This is a genomic window from Tabrizicola sp., from assembly GCF_041911175.1.
Lineage (GTDB): Bacteria > Pseudomonadota > Alphaproteobacteria > Rhodobacterales > Rhodobacteraceae > Tabrizicola.
The window spans coordinates 1-17,427 of sequence record NZ_JAYRPN010000059.1; the positions used below are offsets into that span (position 1 = coordinate 1).

General features: G+C 65.4%; 17 protein-coding genes. 13 read left to right on the top strand and 4 right to left on the bottom strand.

The genetic code is table 11. The features are described from left to right. Window positions 1–38 precede the first annotated feature (38 nt). The 6 genes from ACE3P6_RS07510 to ACE3P6_RS07535 all read left to right on the top strand — a co-directional run bounded on the left by ACE3P6_RS07510 (window position 39) and on the right by ACE3P6_RS07535 (window position 6,529). On the top strand, window positions 39–1,061 hold the full coding sequence (locus tag ACE3P6_RS07510) for a pseudouridine synthase (protein ID WP_374393468.1): 1,023 nt from the start codon (window positions 39–41) through the stop codon (window positions 1,059–1,061). 186 nt (window positions 1,062–1,247) lie between these two features. Next, window positions 1,248–2,123 carry a 5-bromo-4-chloroindolyl phosphate hydrolysis family protein gene (locus tag ACE3P6_RS07515; protein ID WP_374393357.1) on the top strand — a complete coding sequence of 292 codons (876 nt, stop codon included), beginning with the start codon at window positions 1,248–1,250 and terminating at the stop codon, window positions 2,121–2,123. A 19-nt stretch (window positions 2,124–2,142) separates the two neighbouring features. Next, a complete protein-coding gene (locus tag ACE3P6_RS07520; RefSeq protein ID WP_374393360.1) occupies window positions 2,143–3,315 on the top strand; it encodes a toxic anion resistance protein in 1,173 nt (390 codons plus the stop codon). A gap of 114 nt (window positions 3,316–3,429) precedes the next feature. After that, window positions 3,430–4,263 (top strand): DUF2927 domain-containing protein, encoded by an 834-nt coding sequence (locus tag ACE3P6_RS07525; protein ID WP_374393363.1) that lies wholly within the window; start codon window positions 3,430–3,432, stop codon window positions 4,261–4,263. A 19-nt stretch (window positions 4,264–4,282) separates the two neighbouring features. Then, the gene (locus tag ACE3P6_RS07530) at window positions 4,283–5,383 is read left to right on the top strand and encodes an SPFH domain-containing protein (RefSeq protein ID WP_374393366.1); all 1,101 of its coding nucleotides are present in this window, start codon (window positions 4,283–4,285) and stop codon (window positions 5,381–5,383) included. A gap of 9 nt (window positions 5,384–5,392) precedes the next feature. Next, entirely contained in the window at window positions 5,393–6,529 is a 1,137-nt protein-coding gene (locus tag ACE3P6_RS07535; RefSeq protein ID WP_374393369.1) for a primosomal protein N' (replication factor Y) - superfamily II helicase, read from the top strand. Here ACE3P6_RS07535 and ACE3P6_RS07540 read toward each other — a convergent pair. Continuing rightward, a complete protein-coding gene (locus tag ACE3P6_RS07540) occupies window positions 6,526–6,711 on the bottom strand; it encodes a hypothetical protein (RefSeq protein WP_374376822.1) in 186 nt (61 codons plus the stop codon). The genes ACE3P6_RS07535 and ACE3P6_RS07540 overlap by 4 nt on opposite strands. Before the next feature lie 51 nt (window positions 6,712–6,762). Here ACE3P6_RS07540 and ACE3P6_RS07545 point away from each other — a divergent pair, with 51 nt between their 5' ends. Next, window positions 6,763–7,080 carry an antibiotic biosynthesis monooxygenase gene (locus ACE3P6_RS07545; RefSeq protein ID WP_374393371.1) on the top strand — a complete coding sequence of 106 codons (318 nt, stop codon included), beginning with the start codon at window positions 6,763–6,765 and terminating at the stop codon, window positions 7,078–7,080. A gap of 54 nt (window positions 7,081–7,134) precedes the next feature. Here ACE3P6_RS07545 and adh read toward each other — a convergent pair whose 3' ends face one another. From adh to ACE3P6_RS07560, 3 genes are all read right to left on the bottom strand, one after another. After that, complete coding sequence (adh, locus tag ACE3P6_RS07550; RefSeq protein WP_374393373.1) at window positions 7,135–8,652, bottom strand: aldehyde dehydrogenase; 1,518 nt, start codon at window positions 8,650–8,652, stop codon at window positions 7,135–7,137. Window positions 8,653–8,797: 145 nt separating this feature from the next. Continuing rightward, window positions 8,798–9,739: a helix-turn-helix domain-containing protein gene (locus ACE3P6_RS07555; protein ID WP_374393376.1), complete on the bottom strand. Its 942-nt coding sequence runs from the start codon at window positions 9,737–9,739 to the stop codon at window positions 8,798–8,800. A gap of 49 nt (window positions 9,740–9,788) precedes the next feature. Next, window positions 9,789–10,145 (bottom strand): DUF2325 domain-containing protein, encoded by a 357-nt coding sequence (locus ACE3P6_RS07560; RefSeq protein WP_374393378.1) that lies wholly within the window; start codon window positions 10,143–10,145, stop codon window positions 9,789–9,791. Between the two features lie 986 nt (window positions 10,146–11,131). Between ACE3P6_RS07560 and ACE3P6_RS07565 the strand changes: the two genes are divergently transcribed. The 6 genes from ACE3P6_RS07565 (at window position 11,132) to ACE3P6_RS07590 (ending at window position 17,426) form a co-directional block, all read left to right on the top strand. Continuing rightward, window positions 11,132–12,511 (top strand): tyrosine-type recombinase/integrase, encoded by a 1,380-nt coding sequence (locus ACE3P6_RS07565; RefSeq protein ID WP_374393380.1) that lies wholly within the window; start codon window positions 11,132–11,134, stop codon window positions 12,509–12,511. 206 nt (window positions 12,512–12,717) lie between these two features. Then, the gene (locus tag ACE3P6_RS07570; RefSeq protein ID WP_374393382.1) at window positions 12,718–13,392 is read left to right on the top strand and encodes a hypothetical protein; all 675 of its coding nucleotides are present in this window, start codon (window positions 12,718–12,720) and stop codon (window positions 13,390–13,392) included. Further along, window positions 13,389–14,015: an RES domain-containing protein gene (locus ACE3P6_RS07575; protein WP_374393385.1), complete on the top strand. Its 627-nt coding sequence runs from the start codon at window positions 13,389–13,391 to the stop codon at window positions 14,013–14,015. Before ACE3P6_RS07570 ends, ACE3P6_RS07575 begins: the two co-directional genes overlap by 4 nt. A gap of 638 nt (window positions 14,016–14,653) precedes the next feature. Further along, entirely contained in the window at window positions 14,654–15,646 is a 993-nt protein-coding gene (locus ACE3P6_RS07580) for a hypothetical protein (protein ID WP_374393388.1), read from the top strand. Between the two features lie 3 nt (window positions 15,647–15,649). Further along, complete coding sequence (locus ACE3P6_RS07585) at window positions 15,650–16,894, top strand: AAA family ATPase (protein ID WP_374393471.1); 1,245 nt, start codon at window positions 15,650–15,652, stop codon at window positions 16,892–16,894. A gap of 82 nt (window positions 16,895–16,976) precedes the next feature. Further along, the gene (locus ACE3P6_RS07590) at window positions 16,977–17,426 is read left to right on the top strand and encodes a DUF6634 family protein (RefSeq protein ID WP_374393391.1); all 450 of its coding nucleotides are present in this window, start codon (window positions 16,977–16,979) and stop codon (window positions 17,424–17,426) included. The last annotated feature ends 1 nt before the right edge of the window (window position 17,427 follow it).

Below are 17,427 nucleotides of genomic sequence, written 5' to 3' on the forward strand. Positions count from 1 at the left end.
CCCCGGGGCTGGCCACCTCGCGCCCAAGGATCACCGCGATGGCGCCGAAAGACAAGCAATCCCCCAGCGAAACCCCCGAAGGCGAGCGCATCGCCAAGGTCCTGTCCCGCGCCGGCATCGCCTCGCGCCGCGAGGCGGAGCGGCTGATCGAACTGGGCGAGGTCAAGGTCAACGGCAAGACCATCACCTCCCCCGCCCTGAACGTGACCGCCAAGGACAAGATCACCGTCCGGGGCGAGCCGGTGGGCCAGCCCGAACCGCCCCGCCTCTGGCTCTACTACAAGCCCGAGGGGCTGGTCACTTCGGCGTCCGACGAGAAGGGCCGCGACACCGTCTTCGACCACCTGCCCGAGGACATGCCGCGGGTGATGTCGGTCGGTCGTCTCGACCTCAACTCCGAGGGGTTGCTGCTGCTGACCAACGACGGCGAACTCAAGCGGCGGCTGGAACTTCCCTCGACCGGCTGGCTGCGGAAATACCGGGTGCGGGTGAAGGGCAACCCGACCGATCCCGACCTCGACCCGCTGCGCAAGGGCGTCACCATCGAGGGCGAGCGGTTCCAGCCGATGGACGTGAAGCTCGACCGCCACCAGGGCGCGAATGCCTGGCTGACCGTGGGCATCCGCGAAGGCAAGAACCGCGAGATCCGTCGCGCGATGGCCCATGTCGGGCTGACGGTGAACCGGCTGATCCGCACCTCCTATGGCCCCTTCCGGCTGAACGAGATGAAACCCGGCGAGGTCGAGGAAGTGAAACCCCGCATCCTGCGCGACCAGTTGGGACTGACCGAAGAGGGCGAGCCGCGCCCGAAGCGCAGCGCCCCGAAAGCCGACCCGAAGCCTGCGCCGAAGGCGGGCCGCTCAACCGACGATCCGGCGAAGTCCGCCCGCAAGACGCTCAAGCCGGGCGAGGGGCTGAAGACCTTGTCCGAGACCTGGAAGAAGGCCACCCGACCGCCCGCGCGCAGCGGCGACGACCGGCCACCGGCGGATCGCGGAAAGCCCGCGCGTGGCACCGGCCCCCGTCCGGGACCAAGGCCGAAAGGCCCGCGACAGGGCTGACCCTTGCAGGGGAATAATGCCGCCTATTCCCCGTCTTGGCGGCTGGCAAGGGCGCGGGGCATCGGCTAAGGTCCTTGCGTGAAGGCGGTTCGCGAGGGGGACCATGTCAGGAAGCGGATTGCGGAACCTGTCGCTGGCCCTGCTCGTTGCCCTGGTGGCCTATGTGGCCTGGTCGGGGGGCATGTGATGGCAGAACGGTTCGGCGGCAAGTATTCGCCGCAAAGCCCAAGCCCGGCTGCCGGTGGCCCCGCCTTGCCGCCCGTGCTGGCCCCCGTTCTGCCGCGCGGCCTGTGGCGGGCGACGGTCCTGTTCCTGTCGGCCTTCCTGTTCCTCATCCCCGCCTTCGGCGACGATCCGCGCGCCATGCTGCTGGGCCTCGCCGCCGGGGGTTGCCTGATCCTCTCGGCCTGGCTGACCCGCGAGGGGTTGCGGGCGGAAGCCGCCTACGCATCCCGCACGCTAGCCCGCCGCCCGGCCCTGCCGCGCAAGCTGCTGGGGGCGCTGCTGACCGGGGCCGCATTGGCGCTGGGGGGCGTGATCGCGGATCAGGGGCTGGTCTATCCGGTGCTTTACGCGCTGGTGGGTACCGCGCTGCATCTGGGGGCCTTCGGGCTGGACCCGATGTCCGACAAGGGGATGGAGGGGATCGACGCCTTCCAGACCGGCCGCGTCGCCAATGCGGTTGCCGAGGGCGAGGCCTATCTCAAGGGCATGCAGGACGCGATCCTGCGCGCCCGCGACCGCAGCCTGGAACGCCGGGTCGACCAGTTCGCCGCCGCCGCGCGCAGCCTGTTCCGCACGGTCGAGGCCGATCCCGGCGACCTGACGGCGGCCCGCAAGTACCTGTCGATCTACCTGATGGGCGCCCGCGACGCGACGGTGAAGTTTGCCGACCACTATGCCCAGACCCGGGACGCCAGCGCCCGCTCGGATTACGAGTCGCTGCTGACCGACCTTGAAACCACCTTCGCGCAGAAGACCACCGCGTTCCTGTCGAACAATCGCACCGACCTTGACGTGGAAATCGCCGTGCTGCGCGACCGCCTCAAGCTTGACCATTGAACCCGAAGGGGAGTTGCCCATGTCCGAGACCGTCCAAGCCGATGCCCAGGCCCTTCTGACCGAGGTCGAGAAGGTCAACGCCGTGATCCTGGCCGAACCGATGGCCGAGGTCGTGCCTCTGGAGGCCGCGCCCGCCGACCAGGCCGAGGCGATCAAGAAGCGCATGGCCGAGGTGGACCTGTCGAACACCCAGTCGATCATCAGCTTCGGCTCGGCCGCGCAGGCAGAGCTTCAGGTGATCAGCCAGGCCATGTTGCAGGACGTGAAGAACAAGGACGTGGGCCCGGCGGGGGACAGCCTGCGCAAGATCGTCACCACGATCCGGGGCTTTGCCGTGGATGAGTTGGACCTGCGCCGCGAGGCAAGCTGGTGGGAGCGCCTGCTGGGCCGCGCCGCGCCTTTCGCGGAATTCGTCGCGAAATATGAGGACGTGCAGGGCCAGATCGACAAGGTCACCGGCGAGCTGCTGATCCACGAGAACACTTTGCTAAAGGATATCAAGAGCCTGGATATCCTGTACGAGAAGACGCTGACCTTCTACAACGAGCTTGCGCTCTATATCGCGGCGGGCGTGGCCAAGCTGGCCGAGACCGATGGCAAGACCATCCCCGCGAAGGAGGCCGAGGTTTCCGCGGCGGCGGAGGGCGACAAGGTGATCCGCGCCCAGGAATTGCGCGACCTGCGGGCGGCGCGGGATGACCTGGAGCGGCGGGTGCATGACCTGCGGCTGACGCGGCAGGTGACAATGCAGTCGCTGCCCTCGATCCGGCTGGTGCAGGAGAACGACAAGTCGCTGGTGACGAAGATCAACTCGACGCTGGTGAACACCGTGCCGCTGTGGGAGACGCAACTGGCGCAGGCGGTGACGATCCAGCGCTCGAAAGAGGCGGCGGAGGCGGTTCGGGATGCCAACGACCTGACCAACGAGCTGCTGAAGTCGAACGCCGAGAACCTGCAGGAAGCCAACAAGGTGGTGCGCGAGGAGATGGAGCGCGGCGTCTTCGACATCGAGACGGTGAAACAGGCGAATGCGACGCTGATCGCGACGATCAACGAAAGCCTGGCCATCGCCGACGAGGGCAAGGCGAAGCGTGCGGCGGCCGAGGCAGAGCTGGTGAAGATGGAGGCGGAACTGCGCGACACGCTGGCCTCGGCCAAGGCGCGGCAGTCCGCTCCGTCAACCGGGGCCTGAGGGGCAAGCGGGACGGGAATGGCGGCGGGAAGAACAGTCCGAACGCTGGTGGCCGGGGCTGCCTGCCTTGCGCTTGCCGGTTGCCTGGCACGCGCGCCGGTCCAGCCGCCGCCCATGCCGGTTCCCGTCGTCCCCGCCGTGCCGACGGCGAAAAGCGCTGCAGCGGCAAGCTATTACACCCAGGTGCAGCAACTTCTGCTGAGCCAGGGGATGCTGCGGACCGACGGTGGCGAGGGGATTCCGGTCAGCGCCCGGACGCTGACGGACAACTTCATGCGGGTGGCGCTGTATGACGAATACCGCCGGGGCTCGGGCGGGTTCGTGCGCGAGGAAACCGAAAGCCGCCTGCGCCGCTGGGAGGCGCCGATCCGCGTCGGCGTCCGCTTCGGGCCGAGCGTCTCGCCCGACCGGCAGGCCACCGACCGCGCCCGGATCGCCAGTTTCGTCGCACGCCTTGCGCAGATCACCGGGCATCCGATGTCGGTCGACGACGGCAACCCGAATTTCTTCGTCTATGTCGTGTCCGAGGATGAGCGCGAGGCGCTGGGTCCGGTGATCAATGCGACCTTGCCCGGCCTGTCGCCATCCGACGTTGCCGGGATCACCCAGATGCCTCGGTCGACCTATTGCCTGGTCTATGCGATGGCCGAGGGCAATTCCGGCGCCTATACCCGGGCCTTCGCGGTGATCCGGGCCGAACACCCCGACCTTCTGCGCCTGTCCTGCCTGCACGAGGAAATGACGCAAGGCCTTGGCCTGCCGAACGATTCCCCGCGCGCGCGGCCGTCGATTTTCAACGACGACGAGGAATTCGCGCTGCTGACCGACCAGGACGAAATGATGCTGCGCATCCTCTACAGCCCGGAACTGCACCCCGGCATGTCGGTGGCCGAGGTGCGGCCCATCGTCGAAACCCTTGCCCGCCGGATGACCGGCGGCGACAGTTGAGCAAGCAACGGAGAGTCCAATGGTCTTCGATTTCCTGAAGGGCGAGTTCATAGATGTCATCTCCTGGCTGGATGACACCCGAGATACGATGGTCTGGCGCTTTGATCGCCGGGGCCAGGCGATCAAATACGGCGCCAAGCTGACGGTGCGCGAAGGCCAGGCGGCGGTCTTCATCCACGAAGGCCAGCTTGCGGACGTCTTCACCCCGGGTCTCTACATGCTTGAGACCAACAACATGCCGATCCTGACCACGCTCCAGCACTGGGACCACGGCTTCCAGTCGCCGTTCAAGTCCGAGGTCTATTTCGTCAACACCACCCGGTTCAACGACCAGAAATGGGGCACCAAGAACCCGATCATGGCGCGCGACCCGGAATTCGGCCCGGTCCGCCTGCGCGCCTTCGGCACCTATTCGATGCGCGTCACCGATCCCGGCAAGTTCATCAAGGAAATCGTCGGGACGGATGGCGAGTTCACCGCGGACGAGATCAGCTTCCAGATCCGCAACATCATCGTGCAGGAAGCCTCGCAGGTGCTGGCCAAGTCCGGGATTCCGGTGCTGGACATGGCGGGGAACCTGGCCGATCTGGGCAAGATCATCGCCAACGCGATTGCGCCGAAGGTCGGCGAATACGGGTTGTCGATCCCGGAATTCTACATCGAGAACATCAGCTTGCCGGAAGAGGTCGAGAAGGCCCTGGACAAGCGCACCTCGATGGGCGTGGTGGGCGATCTGAACCGCTACATGCAATACAACGCCGCCGAAAGCATGGGCCAGCCGGGGTCGGCGATGGGCTCGGCGATGGGTGCCGGGATGGGCATGGGCATGGGCGCGAGCATGGCGCAGAACATGGGTCCCTGGGGGGCGCAGCCGGGGGCCGCTGCCGCGCCACCGCCGCCCCCTCCGCCGCCGCCCGCGGGCAAGCAGTGGCATCTGGCGGTCGATGGCGCGACCTCGGGGCCTTTCGGCGAGGGGGATCTGGCGAAGGCCGCCGCCGAAGGCCGGCTGACCCGCGCGACGATGGTCTGGACGCCGGGCCAGGACGGCTGGAAAATGGCCGCCGAGACCGACCTCGCCCGCCTTTTGGACAGCGTGCCGCCGCCACCGCCGAAACCCTGACACCCAATCATGCCGCAAGACGAATACCGCTGGCCCTGCGAACAATGCGGGGCGCAACTGCGCTTCGCGCCGGGCCAGACGCGGCTGGTCTGCGACCACTGCGGCCATGTGCAGGAGATTCCCGCCGAGGCCCCGCGCAGCCGGGCAAAGGCCCTGCAAGAGCTTGATCTGGCGAAAGGACTGCGCGACGACCTTTCCAGCGGCGAAATGGTCGATGTGCGCACCACGACCTGCCCGAACTGCGGCGCACAGGTGGAAATCACCGGGGCGACCCATGCCACCGAATGCCCGTTCTGCGCGACACCCGTGGTGCTGGACACCGGCACCCAGCGCCATATCAAGCCGCAGGCGCTGGTGCCCTTCGCGCTGACCGAAGCCGAAGCGCGCAAGGCGATGGTGGCCTGGATGGGCAGCCTGTGGTTCGCGCCCAGCACGCTTTTGGAATATGCCCGCAAGGGCCGGGCGATGAACGGGGTCTATGTGCCGTTCTGGACCTTCGATGCCGACACCTCCAGCCGCTATTCGGGCGAGCGGGGGGAATACTACTACGAGACGCGGACGGTGCAGGTCCGGGTGAATGGCAAGATGGAAACCCGGCAGGAACAGGTCCGTCGCACCCGCTGGTATTCCGCCTCGGGCCGGGTCGCGCGCGATTTCGACGATGTGCTGATCATGGCCTCGCGCAGCCTGCCGGAGCGGTTGGGCGATGAGCTGACCCCCTGGGACCTTGGCGCGCTGACCCCGTACAACCCCGAATTTCTTGCCGGATTTCAGGCCGAGGGCTATGCGGTATCGCTGGCCGATGGCAATGACGAGGCCCGCGACCGCATGTCGGATGTGATCCGCGAGGACGTGCGCCGCGACATCGGCGGGGATGAGCAGCGCGTCCATTCCGTCGACACCGACTGGTCGGACGAGACCTTCAAGCACATCCTGCTGCCGATCTGGATGGCGGCCTACAAGTACAACGGGAAAAGCTACCGCTTCCTGGTCAACGGCCAGACTGGCGAGGTGCAGGGCGAGCGGCCCTGGTCGGTCTGGAAGATCGCTTTCGCGGTGATCCTGGCGGCGATCCTGGTCTTCGGCGCGATCTACCTGTCGGACCCCGAAGCGCTGAACCTGCCGCGACCGGACTGGATGAACTAGTCCGGCGAGCGGTTGAAGAACAGCATCCAGCCCGCGTAAAGGCCTGCGGCAAGGAAAAGCATCCCCCAGAACGGCGTGCCCTGCCAGAACTCCACCCCCGCCCAGCCAAGGGGCAGGAGCACCGTCACCCAGCGCACCCAGGGACGCGCGAAGAACGGGTCGTTCGGGTCGAGAAACTTCATGCCATTGCCCCCGGTTCGTGCCATCCTGCGAACAAGGAAAGGGAGGCCGACATGCCCAAGATTGTCAAGGATTTCCAAGGACAAACCGTCATCACCACTTTCGAGACCACGCCAGCGATGGCCTTTGACCTCGTCGAGGCGCTGGAGGATGCCTACCGCGACTGCATCAGCCGCCAGCCGGGGTTCATCAACGCGGGGCTGCACATGAACGACGCCAGGACGCGGGTCTGCAACTATTCGCAATGGCGTGCCCGCGAGGACTATCAGGCCATGCTGCGCACCCCGGAGATGCGCGAGCGCAACCGCAGGATCAACGAGCTGTGCCGCGGCTTCGAGCCGGTGATGTACGAGGTGGTGGGGGTGTTCTGACGACGGCATGAAGAAGGGGGCGACGGGCGCCCCCTTCTTGTCGGTCCTGCGGGCTTAGAAGAAGCCCAGCTTGTTGGGCGAATAGCTGACCAGCAGGTTCTTGGTTTCCTGGTAGTGGTCGAGCATCATCTTGTGCGTCTCGCGCCCGATGCCGGACTGCTTGTAGCCGCCGAAGGCCGCGCCTGCCGGATAGGCGTGGTAGCAGTTGGTCCAGACCCGGCCCGCCTCGATCCCGCGACCGGCGCGGTAGGCGGTGTTGGTGTCGCGGCTCCAGACACCTGCACCAAGGCCGAAGACGGTGTCGTTGGCGATCTCCAGCGCGTCTTCCAGTGTCTTGAAGGTGGTCACCGACACGACCGGTCCAAAGATTTCTTCCTGGAACACCCGCATCTTGTTGTTGCCTTCAAAGATGGTGGGCTGGATGTAGAAGCCCTTGGACAAATCGCCGCCGAAGTGGTTCACCGCTCCGCCGGTCAGCACCTTGGCGCCTTCCTTGCGACCGATGTCCAGATACGAGCTGATCTTGTCATACTGTTCCTGGCTCGCCTGTGCGCCGATCATCGTTGCGGTCGCACGCGGATCGCCCGCGACGATGGCATTCACCCGCTTGACGGCCTTTTCCATGAAGCGGTCGTAGATCGATTCCTGCACCAGCGCGCGGGACGGGCAGGTGCAGACCTCGCCCTGGTTCAGCGCGAACATGGCGAAACCTTCCAGCGCCTTGTCGAGGAAGGCGTCGTCCTCATTCATCACGTCGGCGAAGAAGAGGTTCGGCGACTTGCCGCCCAGTTCCAGGGTGATGTTGGTCAGGTTGTCGGCGGCGGCCTTCATGATCATCTTGCCGACCGGGGTCGAGCCGGTGAAGGCGATCTTGGCGATCCGCTTGGACGAGGACAGCGCGGCGCCCGCTTCCTCGCCGATGCCGTTGACGATGTTCAGCACGCCCGGCGGCAGCAGGTCGGCGATGAACTGCATCAGGTACATGATCGAGGCGGGGGTCTGCTCCGCCGGTTTCAGTACCACGCAGTTGCCCGCCGCCAGCGCCGGGGCCAGCTTCCACGCCGCCATCAGGATCGGGAAGTTCCACGGGATGATCTGGCCGACGACGCCCAGGGGTTCGTGGAAGTGATAGGCCACGGTGTCGTTGTCGATCTGGCCGATCGAGCCTTCCTGCGCGCGGATCGCCCCGGCGAAATAGCGGAAATGGTCGACGGTCAGCGGAATGTCGGCGGCCATCGTCTCACGCAGGGGCTTGCCGTTGTCCCAGGTCTCGGCGATGGCGATGGCTTCGAGGTTCTGCTCGATCCGGTCGGCGATCTTCAGCAGGATGTTCGAGCGTTCGGTGGTGCTGGTCTCGCCCCAGCGCTTGCGGGCCTTGTGGGCAGCGTCCAGCGCCAGTTCGATGTCCTTGGCGTCCGACCGCGCCACCTCGCAGACCACCAGGCCGGTGACGGGCGAGATGTTTTCCATGTAGCGGCCGGATTTCGGCGCGACCCATTCGCCGCCGATGAAGTTGTCGTAGCGCTTCTGGAACGGCGCGGCGGTCAGGGATTTGGGATCCATCTTGGTCATGCGTTCTCCTCCTTTGGCTCGGCCGCCTCCTCCAGGCGACCCTGACGGAATGCTGCGGGGAAGGAGTGAGTCGGTCATCCCGGGTGGATCGAATCGCAGGGCCGACCTGTCGCAGACCTGCGACAGGTTCCGGGACAAACTGCGGTCAGCGCCGGTCGAGCTTGCGGTGCAGCGTCGCGCGGCTGAGGCCAAGCGCCCGCGCGGCAGCCGAGATGTTGCCATTCGTGCGCGCCAGGGCGCGGGCGATGACGGCGCGTTCGGCATCCTCGAACCCGTCGGCAGCCCCCTGCCCCAGCACGTCGGCAAGCGGCCTTGGCGACAGCGCCAGGTTGCCCGACAGGTTCAGCTGCTGCCGGGCCGCCCGGCTGGCCCCGATCACCAGGTCCTGGGCGTCGACCGCCAGCATGGCCCCGACGGCGCGGTCGGTGCCCGGCACCAGCACGACGCGCGCGCGGTGGAACACCTGGCCGAAAAGATCGGCCTCGACCCGGCGGGCGGCCTCGCTGACCGTGGCGCCGATCAGCCCGCTGACCGCTTCGGGCAGGTCCGCCCGCGCGGTCGAGACGTCGATCACCGCCATCAGGTCGCCTTCGGGCCCGAAGACCGGGGCCGAAGAACAGCTGAGCCCGATGTTGCGGGCCAGGAAATGCTGGTCGCGGTGGATGGTGACGGCTCGGGCTTCGGCCAGGCAGGTGCCGATCCCGTTCGTACCGGCCCGCGCCTCGGACCAGGCGGTTCCGGTCCACAGGCCCGCCGCCTGGAAATCGCCATCGTCGCCCGCATGGCCGCGACGGTCGAGGGCCACACCTTCGGCATCGGCCAGCACGATGCAGCCGCCAAGCCCGCCGACGGTCTGGAACAGCCGGTCGAGGTGCGGGGCGGCGGTGGGAAGCAAGGCTCCCATCCGCTCGCGCGCGAGTGCAAGTTCAGAGGCCGTCAGCCGGTTGGCCTGTCCGGCGGCGGCCGGGTCCAGCCGGTAGAGCGCAACCGACCGGGCCCAGGAGGCCGCAATCGTCGACCGCGCCGCTTGGCCGGAGCGGATGGCGGATTCGACGCGCGTGACGTGCTGGCTGGCCGGTGTCTGCATCCTTCCCTCCCGTCACGTTCTGCGCCCCCGCTGAAGCGCATCATCGGTCTCAACCCGTCAGGGCCGCCCTGATCTGCGGCAACGCCCCCAGAAAGGCGGTAATTCTGGCCGACCGCAAGGCGTAGAAAGGTCGGTCTTGCGCGACACAGAGCCGCCTGACCTGCTTCATCGCCCAATGGCTGACGCAGTCGACCGGGAAGACCACCGCGTCGTCCCGCCCGACCCGCCCCGGCAACAGGCTTTGGCGCATGTTGGGTCCCGCCGTCATGGTCGTCAAGACTGCCGCCCAGACCCGACACGATGCCGCACAGCCGTTCGCGCATGCCCGGCCTGCCACAAACATTAAGCGGCGTCGCGCCGTCACGAGAGAACTCCGCCGTATCCGCCCCGACACTCTCGCGGCCATCCCTCGCAAGCGCCCTGTCGCACATCTGTGGTCGCCAAGCGGGTGCCGACGATGAAACAATGGTAGGTGCCCTCGATTTCCCAGCTGCGCCTGCGCCGACCCTCGGCGACGGTGTCGCGGGCAAGCGCGAGCCTCAGGTCTTCGAGCCGGATCAGCCCCGGCGTTCCAAGTGCTGTGTGCGTATTCAAGATGGCGCTCTTCGATATGTTTTCTGCAATATATCGATTCGCTGGCGCAGCCAAGTGGACCTTGGTCCAGGGGACTTTGGCGTCGCTGCAAGCGTCATCGTCTGAATGTGATCAATGAGTCGCGAGCCTAGTCCGCCAGAGACCAATTAGGGCTGAACCAGCTTCGCTCTACTGGCTGAGTTACGTGGACCCCAAAGGTGACCGTTACTCGGACAGCCCCGGCTTCTTTGGGATCGAGTTCAAGAACTGGGCCCCATAGAGTAGGAAGTTTTTGATCGACCAAACCTCCGCCTCGCGAGGTTCGAACAGTGTCCTGCCGGGATACCTCGTCGGTGCAGCATTCTGGTCGACCGATTCCATATCCCTAAGGTTTCGTCAGGCACGCTTCTGGCTTGCTTGACCAGAAAAGGAAGGGATGAAACTCTTTAGACCACAGCGATGCCCCTACGACAGTGTTTGACCGATCTTTGATCGAAGCGGTCCTGCTGCGAGATAAGCGAGCAGAACAATCATCAAGTTGCTGAATTATTGGAGTTAAGTGGTGCCAGAGCCGGAATCGAACCAGCGACACGCGGATTTTCAATCCGCCAAGATGGGTTTTCAGCCCGATTTCCCATGTTTCACCATGAGGTATTTTTGGAAATACTTTTTCGCATATCTGTATGTTTATAGTGAATAGAATTATTCCAAGAGTTCATCGCCACCACTCATCTTCATCAGGGGTAGCTTGGCCGTCCTGTGCCACCGTTGTGCCACGGGATCGGCCGTGGCACAACGGTGGCACGGGGGAAGGTGATCATGGCGAAGCGCGAACTGAGGGATGCCTACATTAGGACGCTGAAGGTTTCGGCGCGCACCGAGATATCGGACAGCAAGGAGGCCGGCCTCCTTCTGCGGGCATTTCCGACCGGCAAGAAGACCTTTGCCCTGCGGCTTCGCGGATCGGACGGTAGAATCCAGAACGCGATTATCGGGCAGTATCCGGATATCAAGCTGGTCGAGGCTCGCGCCAAGACCGAAGAACTTCGTCGGAGGGTGCGCGAAGGGGCCGATGTCACGGCGGCAACCGAACGTGTGGCGGCCGCAACTGCCGCGGAGCTGCAACGCGGCATCCCGACGCTCGGCATTATCCTCGACGAATACGCTGCCGAAATGTCGGCCAAACGGAAGATCTGGCAGAAAACCGGGACCGGAAAACGCAGCGAGGCCTGGCACCGGATCGAGGCCGTCTTCGGCAAGTTCCTGAATACCCGCATTTCCGAAATAGGACTCGGGGAGCTGGCACGTTCGATGAACACCTACCTGCCGGAGTCCGGCAAGACGAGCGCGAATGGCCAGGTGTCAAAAGCCCGCGCTTATCTCATGCCTGTCCTCGATTGGTGCTCCCATCGCAATAGGTTCAACAAGATCGGTCTGGGACGTCCTGGCCGGCTGGATGTGGCCGATCTGCGCCAGACCCACGACCCAGCGAGCGACGACAATGAAATCACGGGGTTCCGCGATCGCGCTCTCGACCATCACGAACTCGCAAGGATCCTCCCCCTCCTGATCTGGCCGGCGCCGCCGGATCTTGAAACCCGGGTAGGGCCCGAGGCCGACCTTCGGCCCATTGCGCTGCGCTTTCTGCTGCTGACCTGCGCCCGCGTGGGAGAACTTCAGCGGATGAGATGGCGGGATTTCCGCGAGAACTCCGGTGCTTGGCACAAGCCTTATGTAAAGACGATATCCGGGGCGCCCCGGCAGCAGAGCCTGCCGTTGTCGGACGCTGCCATTACACTTCTCGGCCAGCTGCCGGGTTTCGCTGCCCGCAGGCCGGATGATCTCGTGTTTCCGAATTCCGAGGGCGGCCCGTTGGGCAACTGGACCCGGATCACCAAGGCGATCCATACGCGCTCCCAAACCGGGAATTGGCATCGGCACGACCTGCGCCGCACCGGGGCCACGATCATGAGGATCCTGGGAACTGCCCCGCGCACGATCGATCAGATCCTCGCGCACAAGGCATCGCACAAGGACGAGGGCACATCGCGTGCCTTGGAGAGCTATTTCGCGTCCAGCCATATCCTTGACCATGTCGCCGATCCTCAGAAGGTCGCGCTGGATCAGTTGGCGTCGGCGCTCGACCACATCGAAGCGGAGGCCGCCGGGCGTGCCACCGGGCGAAGCATTCCTCCCTGAAGCCGCGGCTGCGCAGAAAAATCCGGCAAGAAGCTCATCTCCTGGTCCCCTCGAGCCTCGGATCGGGGCCGAAGTTCGTCCAACGCAGGGCAGTTCCCGCCTTGGCTATCTTGACATATCTCATATACTATCTATATGGATATTCCATATATGCTCTCCCGTGTGGGTGCCCTACAGTGGCGCTGTTTGACTAAAAGGAGGCCATCGTGGTTGAAAAGCTGTATTTGCTTGATGCCGGAGCGCCGAGCCGGTTCCCGCCGGCAGCAATTCCGGTGGTTGCTCTGCGCGAAAAGCTCAAGGATCTGTCCGATGACGGTGCTGTCATGGTTCTTCCAGGACAGGCCGGCAGTAGTGGTTCGGTCTGGCATGTGCTTTCGACCGTCTTCCGTCTGCTTCCCGCGAAACGCAAGGAACTTCAGGAAAAACGCATTGAAGATCTGCTCGAGGTGATCCTCGAGTTCGACCCGCTCTCCGCCGTCGAAGCGCGGATCGATCTTGCCAATGCCGAGATGCGCAAGGCATTCCTGAACGAATTTCCCGTGATCGACGCCGCGGCGGTTCATGATCGTGCGGGCCATGGCGGGACCAACAAGGCACAGACCGCCGCCAGTTGGAAGAAGGCTGGCCGCATTCTCGGGCTGAACCTGCACGGACGAATGGTCTTTCCGACCTTCCAGTTCGACGCCGATGGCCAGCCGTTGCCGCTGCTGCAAAAGGTTCTGCGGGCACTTCCGGCTGACCGGTCCGCCTGGCAACGGGCGTTCTGGCTCGTCGCACCGAATGATTTTCTGGACGGTGCCCGCCCGCTCGATCTGATCCGGGAAGGCGATCCCGGCGTCATCGACGCTGCCGGAAAAGAGGCGCAGCCGGTGATCGGGTGAGCATCGTCCTTCCGAAAAACCTGCGGACCATCCGTTTTTTCCGGCTGTCCGCCGGCACCGCACTGCACAGAAACCATGATCGCGCCTATCCCGGCGCGCTGTTCAATCCATGCCTCGGCGCGCCTACCAGATTCGCACCGATCCACGATGATGCCGGCACCTGCATCCCTACGCTCTATGCTGCCACCACGTTCGATGGCGCGGCATATGAGACCATCTTTCGCGGAATTCCATCGCCCTATTCTGCCGTGCCGCGACAAGTTCTCGACACCAGGGGCGTGAGTATTCTGAGGCTTCGCCGGGATATGGACCTCGTGCCATTCTTCACGCCGGAACTGAGAGGCTGGGGCATCGATCCGGAAGAATTTTTCCGGCCTGCCGCTACAGCCTACGCATCCTGTCGCGCCCTGGCGGTCCAAGCATGGCGAGAATTCCCGAACGCCCACGGCACCATATGGTCGTCGATCAGGGACAGTTCCGCCCAGGCGATCCTGTTGTTCGGGGATCGCGTATCGCCTGCAGATTTCGACTGCGCCCCCCCTCGCCATATCGACACCGATGCTGGGCTTCTTGACGAGTTCCTCGATGCCGGGGCGAGAGCGGGCTTTCTGATTTCGCGCTGAAAGTTTATTTTTCCGGTTCCGGTGCTGTGCCGCTCGGCAAGCCACCTTGGCGAAGCAGGCTGACGAGAACCACCAAAGCCCGGCGATTCACCTCGCATATCCGTCCCAGTGATTCGCTCCTCTGGAGAGCAAAATGGCTTCCAGAAGCCTCGGACAGAGGCCTGGCGTGCGGACCATCCAACTTTTCTTGCGCCCGGAAAAACAACGAATACCCGACAGCTATTACCGGCAGCCCAAGAGGATAGGCCGCAAATCGGCCTCCGGAAAAATGCAAGCATATGAAAATTATAAAATTTTTCCTATTGCGCGGTGGGTTGTTCGCTGACTATGGCTGAGGGAACGGCCGCCTCTACTGGCCGCTCCGAACATCCTGACCTGCACCCCTCCGCATCGCGGTTTCCGGGCCTTTCGCCTGTGGCCCGCGCATGTCCGACCGATGGAAGCCGCCATGACACAGTCGCCAGATACGTTCGATGCTTCCATCTGGCTGACCGGCCGTCCCTTCATGCCCACCGCCCGGCACGGACCCTCGCTCCGCTGAAGTCCGGCGGTAGCGCCGGCCACCCCGAACCCGATTTACCGCTCCCACGGCCGAGTTCGTGGGCCGGTCCCCTGTTTTCTACCGGAAGGCCAGCTCCATGCCCCGATATCAGCCCCCATCCTGGTCGCCCTATGCCGAGGAGATACTCCAGCGGCTGTCCTTCACCGTGACACTGCGGGATGACGCCCAGAATGGCTATGGCAGCGATATGGTCCGGACCGCTCCCGAAGCCGACGGCTTGGCCTGCGCAATGCCGGAACTGCTTATGGAAGCCGAACCTCCGCCGGAAGATGACGATCTCCCCGGCTTGGACGATCTCGGCTTCGACAAGGTTCCGGACGGGGGGCCAAACGATGCCGCCCGGGACCGGCCGCAGCCCTCGGTCGTTCAGGTCTCGGTGGCGCTCCGGCTCGCCGCCACTTTCGGCAGCAATCAGGCTTTCCTCCGCTGTCTGGCGCCCGGCGCCGTCATGGTGCTCGGAGGCGTTGAACTGGACGAGGTCAGGGTGATCGGCGACGTGCTGCGCCTCGCCTTCTTTCCGCCCGGTTGCCGGATCGGCAGCAAGCCGGCGCATGTCCGGCATGCTTCCAGCGGGGACAGGCCCGCCATCCTGCGGCTGGCGCCCGAGACCGATGGTGAGGGAATCAGCGCCTTGGAGCGGAGCCGTTTCCATCGTAACATTGCTGAAGCGCTGGAACTGGCGGTGCCGTTGCTGATCCTGCAACCCGCCGACGCGGCGCCGGAGCCGGACCTCGCGCGCTATCTGCCCGCGCCGGTCAGATTGGCGGCGGTCGACCGCGAGATCATGCTGCATCACCTGCGGCTGGCCTATGGCGATGAGATCGACGCCGATGCCCTGCGCGACGTCCTGCCGCCCGACACCGCCCTGGCGGATCTGCAGGACATCGCGCTCCGCGTTTCCCTGCGCGCCCCGGATGCGCTGGAGGCCGCGCGACGGCTGACGGGCTTCTTTGGCGCCAAGGAGAAGGCCGCCGTGACGGGGCCTCGGCTCGAGCATATCGCGGGCGATAGCGAGGCGCTGACCGCGGTGCGGCAACTGGTGGCGGACCTGAGTCTCTGGCAGCAATAGCAGCTGGCCTGGCCCGATCTCTGCCGTTCGCTCCTCCTCTACGGTCGTCCCGGCACCGGCAAGACGTGGTTGGCCCGCGCCATGGGCAATAGCGCCGGCGTCCGTTTCATCGCCGCAAGCTTTGCGGCGTGGCAGGCCGCCGGGCACCTGGGCGACATGCTGAAAGCCATGCGGCGCAGCTTCGCCGAGGCGCGCAAGCAGGTGCCGGCAATCCTGTTCATCGACGAGATCGACGCGGTCGGTTCGCGCGAGGAAGGGGACCGGCATGGCTCGAGCTACAGGATGCAGGTCATCAACGGCTTTCTCGAGGAGATGGATTCCATCAGCCGCGAGGAAGGCGTGATTGTGGTCGGGGCCTGCAACCACCCCGACCGGATCGACCCCGCCGTACTGCGGGCGGGGCGGTTCGACCTGAAGATCGAGGTGCCCATGCCGGATACCGCCGCGATCCACGGCATCCTGCGCGGCCATCTCGGCGAGAGCTTCGGTGAGGAGAAGCTGCGCGATCTTGCCCGCATCGCCACCGGCAGCAGTGCAGCCGAAGTGGATGCGGCGGTCCGCAAGGCCCGCGCTCTGGCCCGGGCAGCCAAGCGAGAACTTCGCCTCGAGGACCTGCGGGCACAGTTCGTGGCCGGGGATGTCGTCGGCGCAGCCTGGATCCGGCGGGCCGCCATCCACGAATGCGGCCATGCCATCGTCGCCGCGGCCCTCGGCTGCGGCGAGGTAATGCGGGTCGGGCTTTCGGACAGCGGCGGCACGACCACGAGGAGGCTCGTCCGGCAGCAGAACCTGCTGGCTGACTTCGAGGACGAACTCGCCTCCGGGCTGGCCGGTCGAGCGGCGGAACGCATGGTCTTCGGCGATGTCTGCGGCGGGGCCGGCGGACCGGAGGACTCCGATCTCGCCCGGGCAACGAAACTGGCGGTGTCGATCGACACGCTGTTTGGCCTCGGTGTCTATGGGCCGCTCTGGATCGAAACCCCGCCGGAGGTCGTCCTCCGTGACCCGGAGGCCCGCGCCCGCATCCGCATCCGGCTGGAGGCTGCCGAGGACCGGGCGGGCGCGATCCTCGCCATACATCGCCAGCATCTGGAGGCAATGGCCGGAGGACTGGCCCGCGAGCGCCTGCTGGCGGGTGAAGCCCTGGCCGCATGGCTGGCACCTGTAAGGGCCAAGCACACGGGCGGCGCAGCAACCGGCAGCGTGCCCGAGACCGCCGGAACCGCCACGGAATTCCTGACAGGGTGAATCCAACCCGGTCGAACGCCCCCCGCATGGCGCCGCCCCCCGCACTGCGCAATTCTTCACCCTGACACGAAAGGAACAGGCCATGCCCCCCGACGACCTTGCTTGGCTGGACCGTTTGATGGCCGCGATCGCCGCGGCTGAGGCCGGACCGGCCGCCGACGACCTCGCCGCTGCGCCTGTCATCGACCTGTGGCGGCCGCTGGCTTCGCCGACAGGTGTCGTCGTCCTCTGCGGTTTCGTTGCAGGACATCCGCGGCTCGGCAATGCCCTCACCCGCACCTCTCCCCTGGTCGCGCTCGATGCCGACGTGGGCCATGCGCGCACGGTGTCGCGCTGGTATCGGCTCGGCCTCGGCCTGCCGGCCGCGGATGTGGGGACGGAGCATGACCCCTGGTCGATGTATCCCCCGACCCCGGGCTTCATGCCCTTCGAGGATCTCGATACCCTGTCGCGCCTTCTTGCCGTCTCCCGCAGCCGGATCATGAAGTTCCACGCTGCGGCCGAGGCCCGTTCCGACCGCAGGAGGCATTGAA

Excerpts from the sequence above, each read along its gene's own strand:
- ACE3P6_RS07510 (WP_374393468.1), top strand. The coding sequence starts at position 39 with ATGGCGCCGAAAGACAAGCAATCCCCCAGCGAAACCCCCGAAGGCGAG.
- ACE3P6_RS07515 (WP_374393357.1), top strand. The coding sequence starts at position 1,248 with ATGGCAGAACGGTTCGGCGGCAAGTATTCGCCGCAAAGCCCAAGCCCG.
- ACE3P6_RS07520 (WP_374393360.1), top strand. The coding sequence starts at position 2,143 with ATGTCCGAGACCGTCCAAGCCGATGCCCAGGCCCTTCTGACCGAGGTC.
- ACE3P6_RS07525 (WP_374393363.1), top strand. The coding sequence starts at position 3,430 with ATGCCGGTTCCCGTCGTCCCCGCCGTGCCGACGGCGAAAAGCGCTGCA.
- ACE3P6_RS07530 (WP_374393366.1), top strand. The coding sequence starts at position 4,283 with ATGGTCTTCGATTTCCTGAAGGGCGAGTTCATAGATGTCATCTCCTGG.
- ACE3P6_RS07535 (WP_374393369.1), top strand. The coding sequence starts at position 5,393 with ATGCCGCAAGACGAATACCGCTGGCCCTGCGAACAATGCGGGGCGCAA.
- ACE3P6_RS07540 (WP_374376822.1), bottom strand. The coding sequence starts at position 6,711 with ATGAAGTTTCTCGACCCGAACGACCCGTTCTTCGCGCGTCCCTGGGTG.
- ACE3P6_RS07545 (WP_374393371.1), top strand. The coding sequence starts at position 6,763 with ATGCCCAAGATTGTCAAGGATTTCCAAGGACAAACCGTCATCACCACT.
- adh (WP_374393373.1), bottom strand. The coding sequence starts at position 8,652 with ATGACCAAGATGGATCCCAAATCCCTGACCGCCGCGCCGTTCCAGAAG.
- ACE3P6_RS07555 (WP_374393376.1), bottom strand. The coding sequence starts at position 9,739 with ATGCAGACACCGGCCAGCCAGCACGTCACGCGCGTCGAATCCGCCATC.
- ACE3P6_RS07560 (WP_374393378.1), bottom strand. The coding sequence starts at position 10,145 with ATGGCCGCGAGAGTGTCGGGGCGGATACGGCGGAGTTCTCTCGTGACG.
- ACE3P6_RS07565 (WP_374393380.1), top strand. The coding sequence starts at position 11,132 with ATGGCGAAGCGCGAACTGAGGGATGCCTACATTAGGACGCTGAAGGTT.
- ACE3P6_RS07580 (WP_374393388.1), top strand. The coding sequence starts at position 14,654 with ATGCCCCGATATCAGCCCCCATCCTGGTCGCCCTATGCCGAGGAGATA.
- ACE3P6_RS07590 (WP_374393391.1), top strand. The coding sequence starts at position 16,977 with ATGCCCCCCGACGACCTTGCTTGGCTGGACCGTTTGATGGCCGCGATC.